Annotated in this window: 16 protein-coding genes and 1 pseudogene; 2 read left to right on the top strand and 15 right to left on the bottom strand. The window is 63.8% G+C overall.

The window, feature by feature from the left end:
• Window positions 1–73: 73 nt before the first annotated feature.
• The 10 genes from AC0C6X_RS18290 to speB form a co-directional block, all read right to left on the bottom strand.
• Window positions 74–1,027, bottom strand: a complete 954-nt coding sequence (locus tag AC0C6X_RS18290) for a ring-cleaving dioxygenase (RefSeq protein WP_472954498.1) — start codon at window positions 1,025–1,027, stop codon at window positions 74–76.
• Between the two features lie 183 nt (window positions 1,028–1,210).
• A complete protein-coding gene (locus tag AC0C6X_RS18285) occupies window positions 1,211–1,990 on the bottom strand; it encodes a carbon-nitrogen hydrolase family protein (RefSeq protein ID WP_247958673.1) in 780 nt (259 codons plus the stop codon).
• Window positions 1,987–2,787 carry an ABC transporter permease gene (locus tag AC0C6X_RS18280; protein WP_173517624.1) on the bottom strand — a complete coding sequence of 267 codons (801 nt, stop codon included), beginning with the start codon at window positions 2,785–2,787 and terminating at the stop codon, window positions 1,987–1,989. Before AC0C6X_RS18280 ends, AC0C6X_RS18285 begins: the two co-directional genes overlap by 4 nt.
• Window positions 2,784–3,638 carry an ABC transporter permease gene (locus tag AC0C6X_RS18275; RefSeq protein WP_173517625.1) on the bottom strand — a complete coding sequence of 285 codons (855 nt, stop codon included), beginning with the start codon at window positions 3,636–3,638 and terminating at the stop codon, window positions 2,784–2,786. The genes AC0C6X_RS18280 and AC0C6X_RS18275 overlap by 4 nt, the downstream gene beginning before the upstream one ends.
• Entirely contained in the window at window positions 3,635–4,672 is a 1,038-nt protein-coding gene (locus tag AC0C6X_RS18270) for an ABC transporter ATP-binding protein (protein ID WP_173517626.1), read from the bottom strand. Before AC0C6X_RS18270 ends, AC0C6X_RS18275 begins: the two co-directional genes overlap by 4 nt.
• Window positions 4,673–4,797: 125 nt before the next feature.
• Window positions 4,798–5,877, bottom strand: a complete 1,080-nt coding sequence (locus AC0C6X_RS18265; protein WP_472954494.1) for an ABC transporter substrate-binding protein — start codon at window positions 5,875–5,877, stop codon at window positions 4,798–4,800.
• Between the two features lie 73 nt (window positions 5,878–5,950).
• Window positions 5,951–6,598 (bottom strand): amino acid ABC transporter permease, encoded by a 648-nt coding sequence (locus AC0C6X_RS18260; protein ID WP_472954492.1) that lies wholly within the window; start codon window positions 6,596–6,598, stop codon window positions 5,951–5,953.
• Entirely contained in the window at window positions 6,595–7,263 is a 669-nt protein-coding gene (locus AC0C6X_RS18255) for an amino acid ABC transporter permease (protein WP_247958720.1), read from the bottom strand. Before AC0C6X_RS18255 ends, AC0C6X_RS18260 begins: the two co-directional genes overlap by 4 nt.
• A 61-nt stretch (window positions 7,264–7,324) precedes the next feature.
• On the bottom strand, window positions 7,325–8,119 hold the full coding sequence (locus AC0C6X_RS18250; protein ID WP_173517630.1) for a transporter substrate-binding domain-containing protein: 795 nt from the start codon (window positions 8,117–8,119) through the stop codon (window positions 7,325–7,327).
• Between the two features lie 92 nt (window positions 8,120–8,211).
• Window positions 8,212–9,273 (bottom strand): agmatinase, encoded by a 1,062-nt coding sequence (gene speB, locus AC0C6X_RS18245; RefSeq protein WP_472954490.1) that lies wholly within the window; start codon window positions 9,271–9,273, stop codon window positions 8,212–8,214.
• A gap of 224 nt (window positions 9,274–9,497) precedes the next feature.
• On the opposite strand from speB, the gene AC0C6X_RS18240 reads away from it, so the two are divergent.
• Window positions 9,498–10,544: a LysR substrate-binding domain-containing protein gene (locus AC0C6X_RS18240; protein WP_173517632.1), complete on the top strand. Its 1,047-nt coding sequence runs from the start codon at window positions 9,498–9,500 to the stop codon at window positions 10,542–10,544.
• Window positions 10,545–10,618: 74 nt separating this feature from the next.
• On the top strand, window positions 10,619–11,797 hold the full coding sequence (locus tag AC0C6X_RS18235; RefSeq protein ID WP_472954488.1) for an aminotransferase: 1,179 nt from the start codon (window positions 10,619–10,621) through the stop codon (window positions 11,795–11,797).
• Window positions 11,798–11,875: 78 nt separating this feature from the next.
• Here AC0C6X_RS18235 and AC0C6X_RS18230 read toward each other — a convergent pair.
• The 5 genes and pseudogenes from AC0C6X_RS18230 to AC0C6X_RS18210 form a co-directional block, all read right to left on the bottom strand.
• Window positions 11,876–12,772: pseudogene (locus tag AC0C6X_RS18230) on the bottom strand (DMT family transporter).
• 144 nt (window positions 12,773–12,916) lie between these two features.
• On the bottom strand, window positions 12,917–14,350 hold the full coding sequence (locus AC0C6X_RS18225; protein ID WP_247958677.1) for an aldehyde dehydrogenase family protein: 1,434 nt from the start codon (window positions 14,348–14,350) through the stop codon (window positions 12,917–12,919).
• Window positions 14,351–14,366: 16 nt separating this feature from the next.
• Complete coding sequence (locus AC0C6X_RS18220; protein WP_173517635.1) at window positions 14,367–15,101, bottom strand: MBL fold metallo-hydrolase; 735 nt, start codon at window positions 15,099–15,101, stop codon at window positions 14,367–14,369.
• A gap of 4 nt (window positions 15,102–15,105) precedes the next feature.
• The gene (locus AC0C6X_RS18215; protein WP_173517636.1) at window positions 15,106–16,203 is read right to left on the bottom strand and encodes an ABC transporter ATP-binding protein; all 1,098 of its coding nucleotides are present in this window, start codon (window positions 16,201–16,203) and stop codon (window positions 15,106–15,108) included.
• Window positions 16,200–16,991 (bottom strand): ABC transporter permease, encoded by a 792-nt coding sequence (locus tag AC0C6X_RS18210; protein ID WP_247958678.1) that lies wholly within the window; start codon window positions 16,989–16,991, stop codon window positions 16,200–16,202. Before AC0C6X_RS18210 ends, AC0C6X_RS18215 begins: the two co-directional genes overlap by 4 nt.
• Window positions 16,992–16,993: the final 2 nt, after the last annotated feature.

Raw genomic sequence — 16,993 nt, 5'->3', positions numbered from 1 at the left:
GTCCAACAGGATCAGAGGGATAGACACAAGTAAGCCGGGGAAGAATCCCCGGCTTGTCGCTCGAGCCCAATTGTTAGACCAGTGGCTTCAAGCGCGCTTCGATCTCGGCCCGCTTCGGCTCCAGGAACGGCGGCAGCGACAGGCTTTCACCCAGCGTTTCCATCGGTTCGTCAACCGCGAAACCGGGCCCGTCGGTCGCGATCTCGAAGAGAACGCCATTCGGCTCGCGGAAATAGAGCGAGCGGAAGTAGTAACGTTCGACTTCGCCGCTCGACGGCAGGCGGAAACCGTTGAGCCGCTCCGTCCATTCCGTGAGGGCCGCGTTGTCGGGCGCCCGGAAGGCGACATGGTGCACGGCACCGGCGCCCTGCCGGGCAATCGGCAGGCCCGGCTGGACCGCAACGTGCAGTTCGGCCGCGGGACCGCCCTCGCCCATGGTGAAGACATGGACCTGGCCTTGACCATCCGGTGACGGATAGGTGCGGGCCTCACTCATGTTCATCACATGGGTCAGGACCAACTGCGTGTTGGTGATGTCGGGCACGCTGATGGTGATCGGCCCGAGGCCCTTGATCTGGTGCTCGGCTGGAACCGGGCTTTTCTCCCACGGATGCGAGGGCTCAAGCCCACCGTCGTCGATCAGCCGGAAGCGCTGGCCTTCGCCGTCTTCGAAGTCGAGCGAGACACGTCCATCGATCTCCGTGATCTCACCGGCCGTGACCTTGAGGTCGTCGAAGCGACGCTTCCACCAGCGCACGCTCTCGGCGCTGCCGACCCTCACGCCCGTGCGCGAGATGCTGTGCGTGCCGCGCCCCTCCGGCCCAACCGGCCAGTCGAAGAAGGTCAGGTCCGTTCCGGGCGTTGCGCGCCCGTCGGCATAGAACAGATGGTAGGCGGTGGTATCGTCCTGGTTGACGGTCTTCTTGACCAGCCGCAGGCCGAGCGTCTCGGTGTAGAAACGCAGGTTCTCCGGGGCGTTGGCGGTGATCGCCGTCAGGTGATGGATCCCGGTCAGTTGCAAGCTCATGATTGCCTCCAATGCGTGGCATTACTGTTGAGCACAATATGGGATGCCGTATCGTTTCCGACAGTGGATCAATAAAGAACGGAACGTTCCCGCCAAGTGAACAATCGCCCGGCACTTTGTTCCTGAACCTACATCGATCTCGAAGCGGCCGCAGCCAAGCCCGCACGGCCAACCGGCGCAGTTTCAGCGCCGGTCCAGATCGCCGAGATAGGTGTTTTCGAGGCGAGAGATCGCATAGGCTTGGGGATCGATATCCACGATCAGCAAGGTCTCGTGACCGGCATCGGCCTTGGCGAGAAGCTGACCGTCGGGAGCGGCGATGCGCGACAGCCCGGCGAAGGAGAACAGCGGATCCGAGCCGTGATGGTTGATGTAGGCGACGAAAACCTGGTTCTCGAAGGCCCGCGTCTGGATCATGTGCTCGGCGATGAAGGAACCGGACCAGCCCGCCGGCAGCGCCGTCGGCACCAGCACGGCCTCGGCACCGGCCAGCGCCAGCCGCCGGACGTTCTCCGGAAACTCGACGTCGTAGCAGATCAGCATGCCGCAGGTGACGCCGCGATGCACGAACAGCCTGGTCTCGGGTGCGGACGCCTTGAAGATCGAGCGCTCGTAGTCGCCGTAGAGGTGAGACTTGCGGTAGACGACCGGCGCCGCGTCGCCATCGACATAGACGGCACTGTTATAGACATCGCTCCCGTCGCGTTCGGCAAAGCCGGCGATAAGGGCGATGCCGGTCTCAGACGAGATCGCCTCGAGACGCGTTACGATCGCACCGTCCGGCGCTTCGGCGATCGTCGCCAGTGCCTCTCCGGCGCCGTAGCCAGTGATGCCGAGTTCGGGCGTCAGCAACAGCGTCGCCCCTCGTGTCGCGGCTTCCGCCGCGGCGCCCGCGATACGATCGAGATTGGCGGCGACGTCTCCCGGCGCCGATTGCATCTGAAGGGCGGCGAGCTTCATCATTTTCCGTCCGTTGACATGGCGCCAAGCAGCTTTGGCAGGTCGCCGAAGCGGGCGACAAGGCCGAAGATCACCGCGGCTGTCGTGACGAAGAGAACCGTCACAGACGCCATGGTCGGCGTGTAGCCGTAGCGAAGCGCATTGAAGATCTTGATCGGCAGCGTCTCCACGGTGAAGCCGACGGTCATGTAGGCAACGATGTATTCGTTGAGCGACAGCACGAAGGCGAAGGCATAACCGGAAACGATGTAAGGCAGGATCAGCGGCAGCACGACGGTGCGGAAGATGGTGCGCTCGTCGGCCCCCATGGTCGAGGCTGCCTCGACGAGGGAACGGTCGATCGAGGTGAAGCCCAGCGACAGCGTCACCAGCGGCAGTGTGACGAAAAAGATCGCGTGGCTGACCACCGCCGTCCAAGGCTGACCGTAGGAACCGACCGTCGCCCAGAAGGTGAGCATGCCGAGCGCGGTGATGACCGGCGGCAGCGTGAAGGGCGCGACGCCGAGAAGCTGGAAGATATTCGCCCAGGGCGCGATACGTCGCCACAGGAACCAGGAGAGCGGCAGCGCGATCGCCACCGCAAGTGCTGCCGAAAGCACCGCCAGCGTCACCGATGCGAAGAGCGCGTTGCGCCATTCCGGATTGAGGAAGATCTCGCCATACCAGGAGAGCGAAAAGCCCTGCGGCGGAAAGGCGAGCGTCTGTTTCTGATTGACCGAGACGCCGGCAACCACGATCAGCGGCAATGACAGGAACAGGCCGATCGCGAAGAAATAGGCCCTGCGGAAGATCGAGGTCATGCCGCTTCTCCCTTGCGTCCGGCAATCACGGTGAGCGCTACGAGGCCGAGCGTGACGAGCACCAGGAACACGGCCATGGCGGCAGCGAACGGCATGTTCGACTGGTAGATCGCCTGGTCGGTAATCAGCACCGACAGCGTCCAGTGCTGCGGCCGGCCGAGAAGCTGCGGCAACAGATAGGAGCCGAGCGCGAAGATGAAGACCATGATCAAGGTGGCGGTGATGGTGTTGCGAAGCGCCGGCACGACCACGGTGAAAAACGCCTTCAGCGGCGAGGCACCGAGCGTGCGGGCCGCTTCCGTCAACGTCGGATCGAGACGGACAAGCGCCGGGAAGAGCACCAGCACCGTATAGGGGAAGGCCTGATAGACCATGCCGGTCAAAACCGCCCCAAAACTCGGCGTCAGGGCCTTGGCTTCGGCCATGATGCCGAGGGCGACGAGGATGTTGGTGATCCCGGCGGTGCGCGAGAACAGCGTCGACCAGGCAAAGCCGATAATGACTTCCGAGAGCGACAGGATCGACAGCAGCGCCACCAGCCAGACCACCTGCACCTTCCGCGACATGCGCGTCAGCATATAGGTGAAGGGCAAGGCGAGCACGACGCAGCAGATCGCGACCGTGATCGCAAGCATCAGCGAGAAGCCGAGCACCCCGCCGAAAAAGGCCGAGAGGAAGCGGGCATAGTTGTCGAAGACGAAGGCCGGCGTATAGAAGCCGCCCTGCTGGCGCTGGAAGAAACTGACGGCGATCATCGTGCCGAAGGGCACGACGAAGAAGATGGTGAGCATCGCCGCCGGAAAGAGAAGCGGCGCGTAATCGCCGGGAGTCTGGGGTGGTTCGCGTCTCATTTCTTCAGCACCACGCAGACGTCGGGGGTGAGCGCGATGCCGACTTCCTGGCCGACGGTGACTTCCGGCCGCTCGCGCGGCGTGGAGACGGCGACGATCTGGCGGCCGGCAATGTCGACGAAGGTCTCGATCGTGCCGCCGAGATCGCGCACGAACGTGACCTTGCCGGTGAGCGCACCGGCGCCGGGCGCGGTCAGATGCACGTCTTCCGGGCGCACCGAAAGCGTGCCCTTGCTGGCCCCTGCCGGCAGGACGAGGCCGGGCACCACGTGGCCGAGCACCGCGGCGCCGCCAGCGCTGTCGGCCTGGACATCGAGGAGGTTCGTCTGGCCGATGAAGTCGGCGACGAAACTGTCGGCCGGTCGGCGATAGATCTCGATCGGCGACGCCGCTTGGCGGATCTCGCCGCCGTTCATGACGACGACGGTGTCGGCCATGGTCATCGCTTCGCGCTGGTCGTGGGTGACGACGATGGTGGTGATGCCGAGCTTCTGCTGAAGCTGGCGCAGTTCCACCTGCATCGCCTCACGCAGCTTCGCATCGAGCGCCGAGAGCGGCTCGTCGAGCAGGAAGAGTTTCGGCGAGATCGACAAGGCGCGTGCGATCGCCACGCGCTGACGCTGGCCGCCCGAGAGCTTGGCGACGGGACGATCGGCGTAGCCGGAGAGATGGATCATCGCCAGAAGTTCGTCGACGCGCTTCTTCTGTTCTTCCTTGGCTTTCCCGCGGATGCGCAAGGGATAGGCGATGTTCTCGCCGACGGTCAGATGCGGAAACAGCGCTAGCGACTGGAACACCATGCCGAGATTGCGCTTGTGCGTCGGGACGCGGGTGATGTCCTCGCCGTCGAGCCGGATCGCGCCGTCCGTCGGCAGGTCGAGGCCGGCGATCATCCGGAGCAGCGTGGTCTTGCCGCAGCCGGAAGGTCCGAGCATGCAGACGAAGGTGCCGTGCGGCACGGTCAGGTCGACATTGTTGACGGCCCTGAAGGCTCCGAATTCCTTGACGACGTTTTGAAGGGCAAGTCCGGACATTGTTTCTCCGCGAGGATGGTCCCCTCCTGCTCATGGGAGGGGTTCAGGCGGGAAGCGGCCGGCAGCCGCTCCCCGTCGTTGGGTTCAGTTCTTCCCTGAAGATCAAGGAAGGGCGTCGGTCAAGCTCAGCCGACGATCAGCTCGGTCCACTTCTGGTTCAGCCAATCCGATTTCGTCTGGTAGAGATCGTAGCGCGGAATGATCGGCTCGATGTCGGACGAAACGGATGCGAATTCCTTGTCGGTCAGATCCGTAACCTCGCGCTTGACGGTCGGCGACGTTCCGACCTTACGCGACAGCGTCGCCTGGATCGAGGGCTGGCACATGTAGTCGATGAAGATATGGGCCTCTTCCGACTTCTGCGAGGCGCGCGACAGCGCCCAGCAACCGGAATCCTGGATGCCGCCTTCCTTCGGGAAGGTCGAGCGCACCGGCTGGCCGTCGGCGGCGGCAAGGCCGGTCACGTCATGATAATACTGGCCCATCGGGATTTCGCCCGACTTCAGCGACTGCTCGAACTGCGCTTCGTCGCGGTACCAGAGCCGGACGTTCGGCTTGACTTCGGCGAGCTTCTCGAACGCCTTCAACAGACCCTCTTCCGTATCGAGCGCGTTGGTGCCGCCCATGAAGGTCTTGGCCGTCACTTCGAGCAGGAACGAGTTGGAGACGAGCGCCAGCAGGCCGAGCTTGTCGGCGTTTGCCGGATCCCAGAAGGCGGACCAAGAGGTCGGCGCTTCCTTGTAGACGTCGGTGTTGGTCACCAGGGTGATGTACCAGGAGACCGCTCCAATGCCGGCGATGCGTCCGTCAGGATATTTGTTGACGAAACGATCGAGCAGGTTCGAGGCGTTCTTGATCTTGGCGGTGTCGATCGGCGTCCAGAGGTCCGTCGCCTGGCCTTTCAGCATCGCCACCTGCGACATCATCGAGACATCGGCCGGTGCCTGGCCGGCGCGAGCGGCCTGTTCGAGCTGGACGAGCCAGGCTTCACCGGTCGGCTCGGCGATCGATTCGATCGCGATACCGGTCGCCTTGGTGAATTCCGGGAAGATGTTCTTGTCGAAGGAATCCTTGAAGTAGCCGCCATAGACGCCGACCTTCAGCGACTTGTCCTGCGCCCTGAGGATCGACGGCATCGCCAGCATGGAGGCGCCGGCAAGACCGGCGCCGAGCAGCGTCCGCCGCTTGATGGAAGTGGTGATCATCATCAGTCTCCTTTGTTCCGGCGGTGATCCGCCTTGTTCCCTGTTCTGTTTGATTTCTTGCATATTTTCAGTCTCAGTGCGCGGGTGTTTTGCGCTCCAGCATCCGTGCATATTGCGTCAGCGGATAACACAGCACGAAGAAGATGACCGCGACCAGCCCATAGACCGTGAAAGGTTCGAAGGTCGCATTATTGATCGCATTGGCGGTTCTGAGAAGCTCCTCGAAGCCGATGATCGAGGTGAGCGCCGTGCTCTTGATCAACTGCACGAGGAACCCGACCGCCGCTGGCCGGGTGATGGCGAAGGCCTGCGGCAGGATGACGAGGCGCAGTTCCTGAAACCGGTGCAGACCGAGGCTCGCGCCGGCATCCCATTGGCCGCGCGGCAGTGCCTCCACCCCGCCGCGCCAGATCTCGGCGAGATAGGCACTGGCATAGAAGGTGAGCCCGAGTGCCGCCGCCGTCCAGGGTTCGATGCGGAAGCCGAGCATCGGCAGACCGAAGAACATCAGGAAGAGCTGCATCAAAAGCGGCGTGCCCTGGAAGAGCGCGATGTAGCCGGAACCGAATCGGCGCAGCCACGGGCGTTCGGCGATGCGGGCCGCCAGGATGGCGAGTCCCACCGCGGCCCCGCCCACGAAGGCGACGATCGACAAAAGCACCGTCCAGCGTGTGGCGAAGATCAGGTTGCGCAGGATGTCCCAGAAGGTGAATTCGATCATGACACGCCGGCTCCGAGCACCTGCCGACCACCGGCAACGAAGAGCCGTCGCATCGCCATCGACAGGCCAAGATAGATCAGCGTGACAACGAAATAGGTCTCGAAGGACCGGAAGGTGCGCGCCTGCAGAAGATCCGCCTCATGCGCAAGCTCCCGCACCGCGATCTGCGAGACAACGGCCGATTCCAGCATCATGATGATGACCTGGCTGGTGAGCGCCGGAAAGATCACCTTCAGCGCCTGCGGCAGGATGATCTTGACGAAGACCTGGCGCGGTTTGAGCCCGAGCGCGTAGGCCGCCTCGCTCTGCCCCTTCGGCACCGCGTCGAGCCCGGCGCCGACGATCTCCGTCGTGTAGGCGGCCATGTTGAGCGTCATCGCCAGGATCGCCGCGACGATCGGATCGAGCCGGATGCCGAGGCTCGGTAGGCCGAAAAAGATGAAGAACAATTGCACCAGGAACGGCGTGTTGCGGATGACTTCGACATAAACCGCCACCGCTTGGCGCAAGACGCCGTAGCGGCTGCGGCGGCCGGCGGCAAAGAGAATGCTGATCAGGATGCCGAGCACCGTCGTGCAGGCGATCAGGAACATGGTCATGGCCGCACCATGGGCGATCGCACCCGCGGCGTCCTTGAGCCAACCGAAGCTGAGGCCGTAACCCATCATCGCAACCTTCCTCAAGAGAGAAGCGGAGAGCGTTGCTCCCCGCCCCCATCAAGCTCTCTTAGTCCTTGAGGTTCTCGGGGTTGAGCGGCGTCTTCAGCCAGGCCTCGGAGCTCGCATTCAGCTTGCCGTCGGCCAGCATCTTGGCGACGACGTCATTGACCGCCTTCTTCAAGCCCTCTTCATTCTTGTTGAGGCCGATATGTGACGGCGAGGTCAGGAGCTGGAACTTCTGCTCCGGCTTCAGGGCTTCCTGGCGGGCCAGCACCTGGGCGCCGACGTCGTTGCCGACGACCATCAGCTGGGTCTGGCCGGAGATGAAGGCCTGGATCACCGCATTGTAGTTGTCGAAACGCTGGATGTCGGCATTGGTGGGCGCCGCCTCGGTGAGCGAGGTATCCTCCAGCGTGCCGCGGTTGACCGCAATGGTCTTCTCCGCGAGGTCTTCCTTGCCGGCGACCTTGAGTTCCGCCGGACCGATGACGGCGATGTAATAAGGCGCGTAAGCGGCGGCGAAGTCGATCACCTCGGCGCGCTCCTTGGAAAAGCCGACGCTCATCAGAATGTCGACGCGCTTGTCGTTGAGATAGGGAATGCGGTTCTGGCCGGTGACGCTGACGAGGTTCAGCTTGACGCCGAGATCGTCGGCGATCCGCTGGGCCACGTCGACGTCGTAGCCCTTGATGCTCATGTCGGCGCTGGCCGAGGAGAAGGGCGGGAAGTCGGAGAAGATGCCGACATTGATCTGGCCGGCGGACTTGATGTCGGCGAGCGCATCGGCCTTGGCGATGCCGGCAGCAGCCCCCAGCATCAGGGCGGCGGCCAATGCTGTCTTCAGTTTTGTTTGGATCGTCATGGTTATTCCCCTACCCGGAAGCTTTGTGATTGTGATGTCTGGTGGTCGGCCGCCGTTTCCGGTCCGGCAGCCGACGAACCTTTTGCCAAGCCTCAGGCAGACCTGCCCGTGATCGCCGGGCTGAAGACCATGAGGCTCAGGATTTCGAAGAGCACCTGGGCGCCGGCATGGGCCGTGTTGGTGGTCGAGTCATACTGCGGCGCCACTTCGACGACGTCGCCGCCGACGAGGTTGATGCCCTTGAGGCCACGGATCAGTTCCAGCACTTCGCGGGTCGTAAGGCCGCCCACTTCCGGCGTGCCGGTGCCCGGCGCGAAGGACGGATCGAGGCTGTCGATATCGAAGGAGAGATAGGTCGGGCCGTCGCCGACGATCTTCTTCGCCTTTTCGATGATCGCGGGAATGCCGAGGCCGGTCACTTCTTCGGCGTGGATGACGGTCATGCCGGACTCGTAGGAGAACTCCCAGAGATATTCGGCAGAGCCGCGAATGCCGATCTGCACCACGCGGGTCGGGTCGAGAACGCCGTCGAGCACGGCATTGCGGAACGGGCCACCGTGGTGGAACTTGGTCAGGTCGTAAGCGCCGCCGGTATCGCAGTGCGCATCGATGTGGATCATGCCGACCGGACGCTTCTTGCCGACCGCCTTCAGGATCGGATGCGTGATCGAGTGGTCACCGCCGACCGAGAGCGGCAGCACGCCGGCATCGACGATCTGGTTGATGCGCTTCTCGATATCATCATGGCTGAGCTCCAGCCGGTAGCGGCTCTGGAACGGCACGTCGCCGATATCCGCGACGCGGAGTTCCTGCACCGGCGTGCAGCCGAGCACGTGGTTGTAGGGGCCGATACGTTCGATGGCACGCAGCGCCCGCGGTCCGAAACGCGAGCCCGGCCGGTTGGTGACGCCGAGATCCATGGGGATGCCGACGATCGCCACCTGCAGATTGCCGAAATCCGGGTTATCCGCATCAACAGGCATGTGCGGCGCGGTCAGGAAGGTCGGGATGCCGGAATAGGGCGCAAGGCGCGTGCCGCTCTTGTTGAAGATCTTGTCGGCAACCTTGCGGAAGGTCGGATCGAACAGTTCGCCGCCATGGCTCTCGCCGTATTTCGCCTTCAGTTCGGCAAGCTTGTTCTCGTCCCAAGCCATTGGTGCAGTCCTCCGTCATCCATAGCCCGGGCATGCGCTGAAAAGCGCCACAGATATCTCACTGCGGATGAAGCCGGTTCGTCCGGCGCGATCATGTTCCCCAGGCTTTTTCGCCTTCGTTGATGAATATTAGGCGGCAATTCCTCTGGAAAATCAATTGACATTGTTATAGCGTTTCGTGTGAGAAAAACTCACACAACCAAACCTCGCCGGAACCCGCCGCCTTGTCCAGCCGCCTGCCACCGCTCAACCCCTTGCGCGCCTTCGAAGCGACGGCGCGGCGGGGCTCCGTGTCGGCGGCTGCACGCGAACTGAACGTCACCCACGGCGCGATCAGCCATCAGATCCGCGCGCTGGAACTCTCGGTCAAGGCAGCCCTCTTCGAGCGCGGCGGCAAGCGGCTGAAGCTCACGCCACAGGGCGCATTGCTGCTGCCGGCGGTGACTCATGCCTTCGCCGAGATCGCCGCGGCGACCGCGGCAATGACGCGGCCGACGACGAGCGGTGAACTCCGGATAACCTGCGTCCCCGCTCTCCTTTCCTTCTGGCTGATCCCGCGGCTGCACCTCTTCACCGAGCAGTATCCGGACGTACGCTTGACGCTGATCGCCTCCAATGACGACGCCTATCTGCATTCGCCCGATGTCGACGTCTGCGTGATCTATGGCGACGGCAATTGGTCGGGCGCCTGGGCCAAGCTCTGGAGCCGGCTGGAACTGTTCCCGGTCGTCAGCCCGACGCTCCTCAACATGCGGCCGCTGCGTTCGGTGCGGGACCTGCGCGATCACGTGATGCTGCATGGCGACGATGGTCGCGAGTGGAACACCTGGCTCGCTGCGGCCGACGCCAGCGACCTGCAGCGCGGCCGGCAGCATTTCATGAGCGACGCGCGGCTCTCGACCGAAGCGGCGCTGCACAACCAGGGCGTGGCGCTCGGCGACACGATCACCGCCGGCAGCCTGATCGCGCGCGGCGAACTGATCGCGCCCTTCGACCTGACGGTGCCTGCCAACGACGCCTTCTTCGTCGCCTGCCGCAACGAAGTGTTGGCAGCCCCGATCGTGCGCATCTTCATCGACTGGATGTTCGCGGCGCTCGAAAACGACCCGATGCCCGAACTCCAGACCTCGGCACGCACAATTATTCGCAGCCGTACCTCGAAATCCGAGCCGGCAGATCGTAAATCGGGGACCGACGGCTTTCAGCCGGTCTCGGCGCCGAGCCGTGCCCGCCGCCCCGATCGCCCACAGAAACGTAGAGCCAAGGCCTAAGCGGGATGAGGAAAAGCGTATACGGTTTTCCGCCCGCATCCCGCTTGAAACTATCTAACGCAGGAACATCCGCCATGCCGCATTTCAACCCGCTCGTCGAAAAGCTCTCGCCGCCGCCCGTGCCCTCGGTGCTGGCCTGGGCGAAATCCTACGACGGCTCTCGTGGCCCGTTGATCGACCTGTCGCAGGCGGTGCCCGGCTACCCTGCCCATCCGAACATGCTGGCCTGGCTCGGCGAGGCGGCCGCCTCCACCGCCTATACCGGCTACGGCGCGATCGAGGGCGAAGCGGTACTGCGTGACGCCTATGCCGCCCATGTGGCAGCGCTCTACGGCGCGGCGGTCACGGCCGACAATATCCACGTCACCTCGGGCTGCAACCAGGCCTTCATCTGCGCGGCGATGGCGATCGCCGGCGCGGGCGATACGGTCCTGATGACCAACCCCTATTACTTCAACCAGGAAACGACGCTTTCGATGCTCGGCATCAACGTCGAACTCGTGCCCTGCGACGCCGGCGCCGGCTTCCTGCCCGAGGTCGATGCAATTGCCGCAGCGCTTCGCCCCGGCATCCGCGCACTCGCGCTGGTTTCGCCCAACAACCCGACCGGCGCTGTCTATCCCCCGGAACTGCTTGCCCGCATTCACGCGGCCTGCCGCGCCAAGGGCGTCTGGCTGATCCTCGACGAGACCTATCGCGACTTCCTGCCTGATGCCTCTGCCGCGCCGCATGGCCTGCTTGCGGGCGAAGGCTGGCAGGAGAGCTTCATCGGCCTCTGCAGCTTCTCCAAGTCCTTCTGCATCCCGGGTCATCGCCTGGGCGCGATCACCGCCGGCCCGGCCGTGATCGAACAGGTGGCGAAGATCATGGACAACCTGCAGATCTGCGCGCCGCGCTCCGCCCAGGCCGCCGTTGCCAAAGCAATTCCGGCGCTTGCCGACTGGCGCCAGACGAACCGCGCCGAGATCGCCGCCCGCGCCGACGCACTGAGGGAGGTGATGAGCCGCCTGCCGAAGTGGAAGCTGCAGGCGGTCGGCGCCTATTTCGCCTATGTCCGCCACCCCTTCCCGGATATCGATTCCCAGTTCATCGCGGAGAAGCTCGCAAAGCTCGCCGGCGTCGTCTGCCTGCCGGGCGACTATTTCGGCGAAGGCCAGGAAAACTACCTGCGCTTCGCCTTCGCCAATGCGGATGCCGAAACGATCCGCAAGCTCGAAGAGCGGCTGGCGAACTTCACGCCGCCGGGCCTTTAAGACTTTGAGGTAGCCCAATTCCGGACGGAAAACCGTTTCACACTTTTTCTGGAATTGCTCTGAAGAAAGCGCGCGGCGTTATCCTCGCCGCGCGATCAGGATGCCGAGAAGGACGATCGCCCCGCCGATCGCCTGCATCAGCCCGACCGGCTCGGCAAGCAGGATCCAGGCCAGGATCGCCGCCACGACCGGCTGCAAGAGCAGGGTCAGCGACGAAAAGGCGGGCGGCAAATAGGCGAGCGCATAGGTGATCGCCACCTGCCCGCCGGCATGGCTGACGAAGGCGAGGCCGAAGAGCATCGCCCAGCCGAAGGCGGTCGGCGGCAAAAGCGACGGCTCGAAGAGCACTGCCATCGGCAGCATGCAGATCGCCGCCGAGGCCGTACTCCAGATCATGATGCGCACAGTGCTGAAAAGGCTGCGCAGCCGGCCGATCGCCAGGATATAGCCGGCATAGAACATGGCCGCGACGACGGCGATGCCGTCGCCCAGTAGATTACCCTCGCCGAGCGCCATCGGCCCGCCCTTGAGGATCACCACGCCCGCGACTGCCGTTGTGAGGCCGATCGCAAAAATGGCGCTGATCCGCGCGCGAAACAGCAGCCAACTCGCAAGCGTCACAAAAACGGGCGCGAGATTGGCGAGAAGCGTGGCGTTGGCGACGGATGTCTTGGTCAGCGCATAGTGCCAGGCGCCGAGATCGATCGCGAGAAATACGCCGGGCAGGATCAAGAGCGCATATTCCGACAGCTTTTCCGGTCGCCGCCCGCCAGCACCCTCAGGACGGAACTAGGTCCAGGCGAGCAGCGGAATCAAGGCCAGCGCCACACGCCAGAAGGCGGTCGCCAGCGGCCCCACCTCCGACAGCCGCACGAAGATTGGCGAGCCACCGATCGCAGCGCCGCCGATGAGAAGGGCCGCCATGGCGACGCGATTGTGGGCGGAGGAATGATGTGCGTGGGTCACGGGAGGCATCCGGAAAGGAGCGTCGTCTGAGGCGGGAAGCCGACGAGCTATCAGATGCCGGCTTGCGGTGACAGTCCTTGTGCGTCGAGGCCTGAAAGAAAAACGGCCGCCGCGGATTGCGACGGCCGTCTTTCAAGGGGCGTTATGCCTTGCTCAGGCGGCGTCCGGAACGTGGATGGTCTTCACTTCGAGGAAGTCCTCGAGCCCGAAGATACCGCCTTCGCGGCCATTGCCCGACTGCTTGTAGCCGCCGAACGGGCTGCCGTAGCGATGCGGTCCGCCATTGATATGCACCATGCCGGCGCGCAGGCGCGCAGCGACGCGCTCGGCGCGCTTCGGATCGCCCGTCTGTACATAGGCCGCGAGGCCGTAGTTCGTGTCGTTGGCGATAGCGATCGCTTCCTCCTCGGTGTCGAAGGGAATGATCGCAAGCACCGGACCGAAAACCTCTTCGCGAGCGATGCGCATGTCGTTGTTGACGTCGGCAAAAATCGTCGGCTTGACGAAGTAACCGGTCTCGAAGCCTTCGGGCTTGCCGGCACCACCGACGAGAAGACGCGCACCTTCGGCGATACCCGCCTCGATCAGCGCCTGCACCCGGCCGAACTGGATATGGCTGACGAGCGGGCCGATATGGCTGCCTTCCTTGGTCGGATCGCCCACCTTCGCCTCTTTGCCGACGCGCTTGGCGATCTCGACCACCTTGTCGTAGACGCTGCGCTCCACCAGCATGCGGGTCGGGGCATCGCAGGACTGGCCGGAATTGTTGAAGCATTCCAGCACGCTGCCGGTGACGCGATCTTCGAGATCGGCATCGGCAAAGACGATGTTCGGCGACTTGCCGCCAAGCTCGAGCGTCACGCGCTTGACGGTCTCGGCCGCATCCTTGCTGACGGCGATGCCGGCGCGGGTCGAGCCGGTGAACGACATCATGTCGATGTCGGGATGCTTCGACAGTGCGGCACCGGCATGGATGCCGTCGCCATTGACGAGGTTGAAGACACCGGCCGGGAAGCCCGCCTCATGCACCATCTCCGCATAGAGCATGGCGTTCAGCGGCGTGAATTCGCTCGGCTTCAGGATGCAGGTCGAGCCGGTCGCCAGCGCCGGCACCACCTTCAGGGCGATCTGGTTGATCGGCCAGTTCCAGGGTGTGATCAGCCCGCAGACACCGATCGGCTCGCGCAGGATCACGTCGCCGTTCGGCAGCCGGTCGCGGGTCTTCAGACGCTTCAGCGCGTCGATGAAGCCCTGGAGGTGACCGACGCCGACATCGGCCTGCTGCTCGCGGGTCATAGTCTTCGGCGCACCGAGTTCCATGGTGATCGTGTCGACCATCTCGTCGTAGCGGCGCTTGTAGACGGCGAGCAGTTTTTCGAGCAGCGCCAGCCGCTCCTCGACGCTTGTTTGGCTATAGGCTGCAAAGGCCTTCTTGGCGGCGGCTACCGCGCGATCGATATCCTCGGCGGTGCCCATCGAGATCACCGCAACAGGCTTTTCAGTCGCGGGGTTCAAGACCTCCAGGTCGTTGGCAACGACCGGGTCCACCCAGGCGCCGTTGATGTAGAACTTGCGTTTGTCGAGCATTCGCTCCTCCTTCCCGTCAGTTTGTCTTTTGTTTTTCAGCAAGCCAGTCGCGGATCAGCGCTCTGTAGCGCTCGCCGGAAAAGCTCGGAAAATGTCCGCCGTGAACGATACGTGCGGGGATCGTAAGCAGGCGTTCCATCGACGCCAGATAGTCGCCGGCATTGGAATGATAGGTGTCCTCGATCAGCGGCCCATCGTAGAGGATATCGCCGGAGAACAGGATACCGGTCTTCGCCTCGAAAAGCGCAATACCGCCGGGCGAATGGCCGGGCGTGTGGATGACCTCGAAGACCCGGTCGCCGAGATCGATGTGGTCGCCATCTTCCAAGAGCCGCGTCGCCGGCGCCGCCTTTACCGCATAGGTGGTGGAAGCATAGGGTTCGGGCGGCAGCGCGTCGAAGATCTCGTCGGCGACATAGGGATCGGCGAGCGTATTCTTGCGCGTCGGGTGCGCCAGAAGATCCGCCTCGGCAGCATGCACACAGCGGCAGTCGAATTCGTGATGGCAGCCGATGTGATCGAAATGGGTGTGACTGGCGACGGCGGTCAGGGCACGCTCGGTGACGAGCGGCACCCATTCTCTGAGCGACACGACGCCCATGCCGCTATCGACGAGCATGTCGCGGTCGCGGCCGCGCACATGCCAGATGTTGCAGCGATAGAATTCCTGGATATAGGGCTCGTCGATGGCGGTGACATCGTCGTCGAGCCGTCTCACCCGGTACCAGTCCTGAGGGGCAATTCTCCGCATCGCGCTACGCATGTCCTGTGGCGGGCAAGGCTACGACGTCGGCGGCGCGCACGGCAAGCGGCACGATCTCACCCTCGCGCACGCTTGCCGATTGCGGCAGATGAGCGACCAGGGCTCGGGTATCCGTGGCGCATGGCTGCAGATGGCAGCGATAATGCGTGCCGAAGAAGGCGCTGCCCGCAACGCGCGCTTCGCCGAGCGTCACGGTCGGCCCTTCCGCCCGATCGTCAGCGCGGAAATGCTCCGGACGGATGGTGAGCGTGATGCGGTCGCCGGCCTTCGGCGCGGATGCAGTGAAATTATCAGCCGGAAGCGCCAGGCTGCCGAGCGCGGTTTCGACCTTGGCGGAACTCGCATCCGCCGCCGCGACGCGCCCCGAAACGAAATTGACCTCGCCCATGAATCCCGCCGAAAACAGCGAGCGCGGCCGCATGTAGATCTGCGACGGCGGACCGAAATCCTCGATCCGCCCCTGGTTCATCACCACAATGCGGTCGGCGATCGCCATCGCCTCTTCCTGGTCGTGAGTGACGTGCACGAAGGTCGTGCCGACGCGCTTCTGGATCGCCTTCAACTCGTCCTGCATCTGGCGGCGGAGTTTCAGGTCCAGCGCGCCGAGCGGCTCGTCGAGAAGCAGCACGTCGGGATCGACGGCAAGCGCGCGGGCAAGCGCCACGCGCTGGCGCTGACCGCCGGAAAGCTCGTGCGGCCTCTTGCCGGCGGACGCCTTCAGCCCGACGAGATCGAGGAAACCGAGCGCCTTCTCGTCACGCTCGGCCCTGGCAAGGCCGCGCATCCTGAGCCCGAAGCCGACATTGTCGACGAGGCGCATATGCGGAAACAGCGCATAGTCCTGGAACATCGTCGTCGTCGGGCGCTTCGACGGAACAACGTAGGTCATGTCCTGCCCGCCGATCGTTACGCGACCGGAAGTCGGCGACAGGAAGCCGCCGAGGATCGAGAGCAACGTGGTCTTGCCGCAGCCGGAAGGTCCGAGCAGCACGATGAATTCGCCGGCGCGGATATCGAGCGAGACCGCGTCGAGGGCCGTGAAGGCACCGAAGATCTTGCTGACGGTTTCGATCGAGACGGGAGCGGTCATGACTTTTTCGTCCTTCCGAACAGGGAAAGCTCGAGGATGAGCAGCACGGCCACCGAGGCTAGAAACACCAGCGAGCCGATGGCATTGGTCTTGGGGTTGAGGCCGGAGCGTAGCATGCTCCAGATCTCAACCGGCAGAGTCACGTCGAAGCGCGACAGCAGGAAGGCGATGATGAACTCGTCCCAGCTGAAGGTGACGGAGAGGAAGAAGGCGGCGAGGATCGACGGCATCAGCATCGGCGCGGTCACCAGCGCCATCACCTTGAAATCGCTGGCGCCGAGGTCGCGCGCCGCCCGCTCGATATTGATGTGATGATCGCCCATCGAAGCATAGATGATGGCAAAGCAGAGCGGCAGGTTGATCACTACATGGCCGATGCCGACCGTCATCAGCGACAGCGGGATATGGAGCGCGTTCATGAGCGACAGCAGGCCGAGCGCAATGATCAGGTAGCTGACCGTCATCGGCGCGATCAGCAGTCCCCGCTGCAGCGCCGAGCCCGGCAGCTTGTAGCGCGCCAGCGCATAGGCGGCGAGAAAGCCGAGCAGCACCGAAATGACGGAGGAGACGAGCGCCACGGCAAGCGAATTGCCGAGCGCCGCCATCAGCTTGCGGTCGGCGAAGACCGCCCCGTACCACTGCAGCGAAAAGCCGTTGAACGGCGGCACCGGCAGGCGGCCATCCTGGAAGGAGAAGAGCACCAGCACGGCGACCGGCAGGAAGATGAAGGCGTAGACGAGGACGAGGTAGGTCCAGGAGAGAACGTTTGCGAAGATCCGGCGCAGCATCG

This window comes from Ensifer sp. VA4 (genome assembly GCF_055710065.1).
Note: the sequence above shows the minus strand (reverse complement) of the source record. Positions and strands in the feature narration are given on the sequence as shown.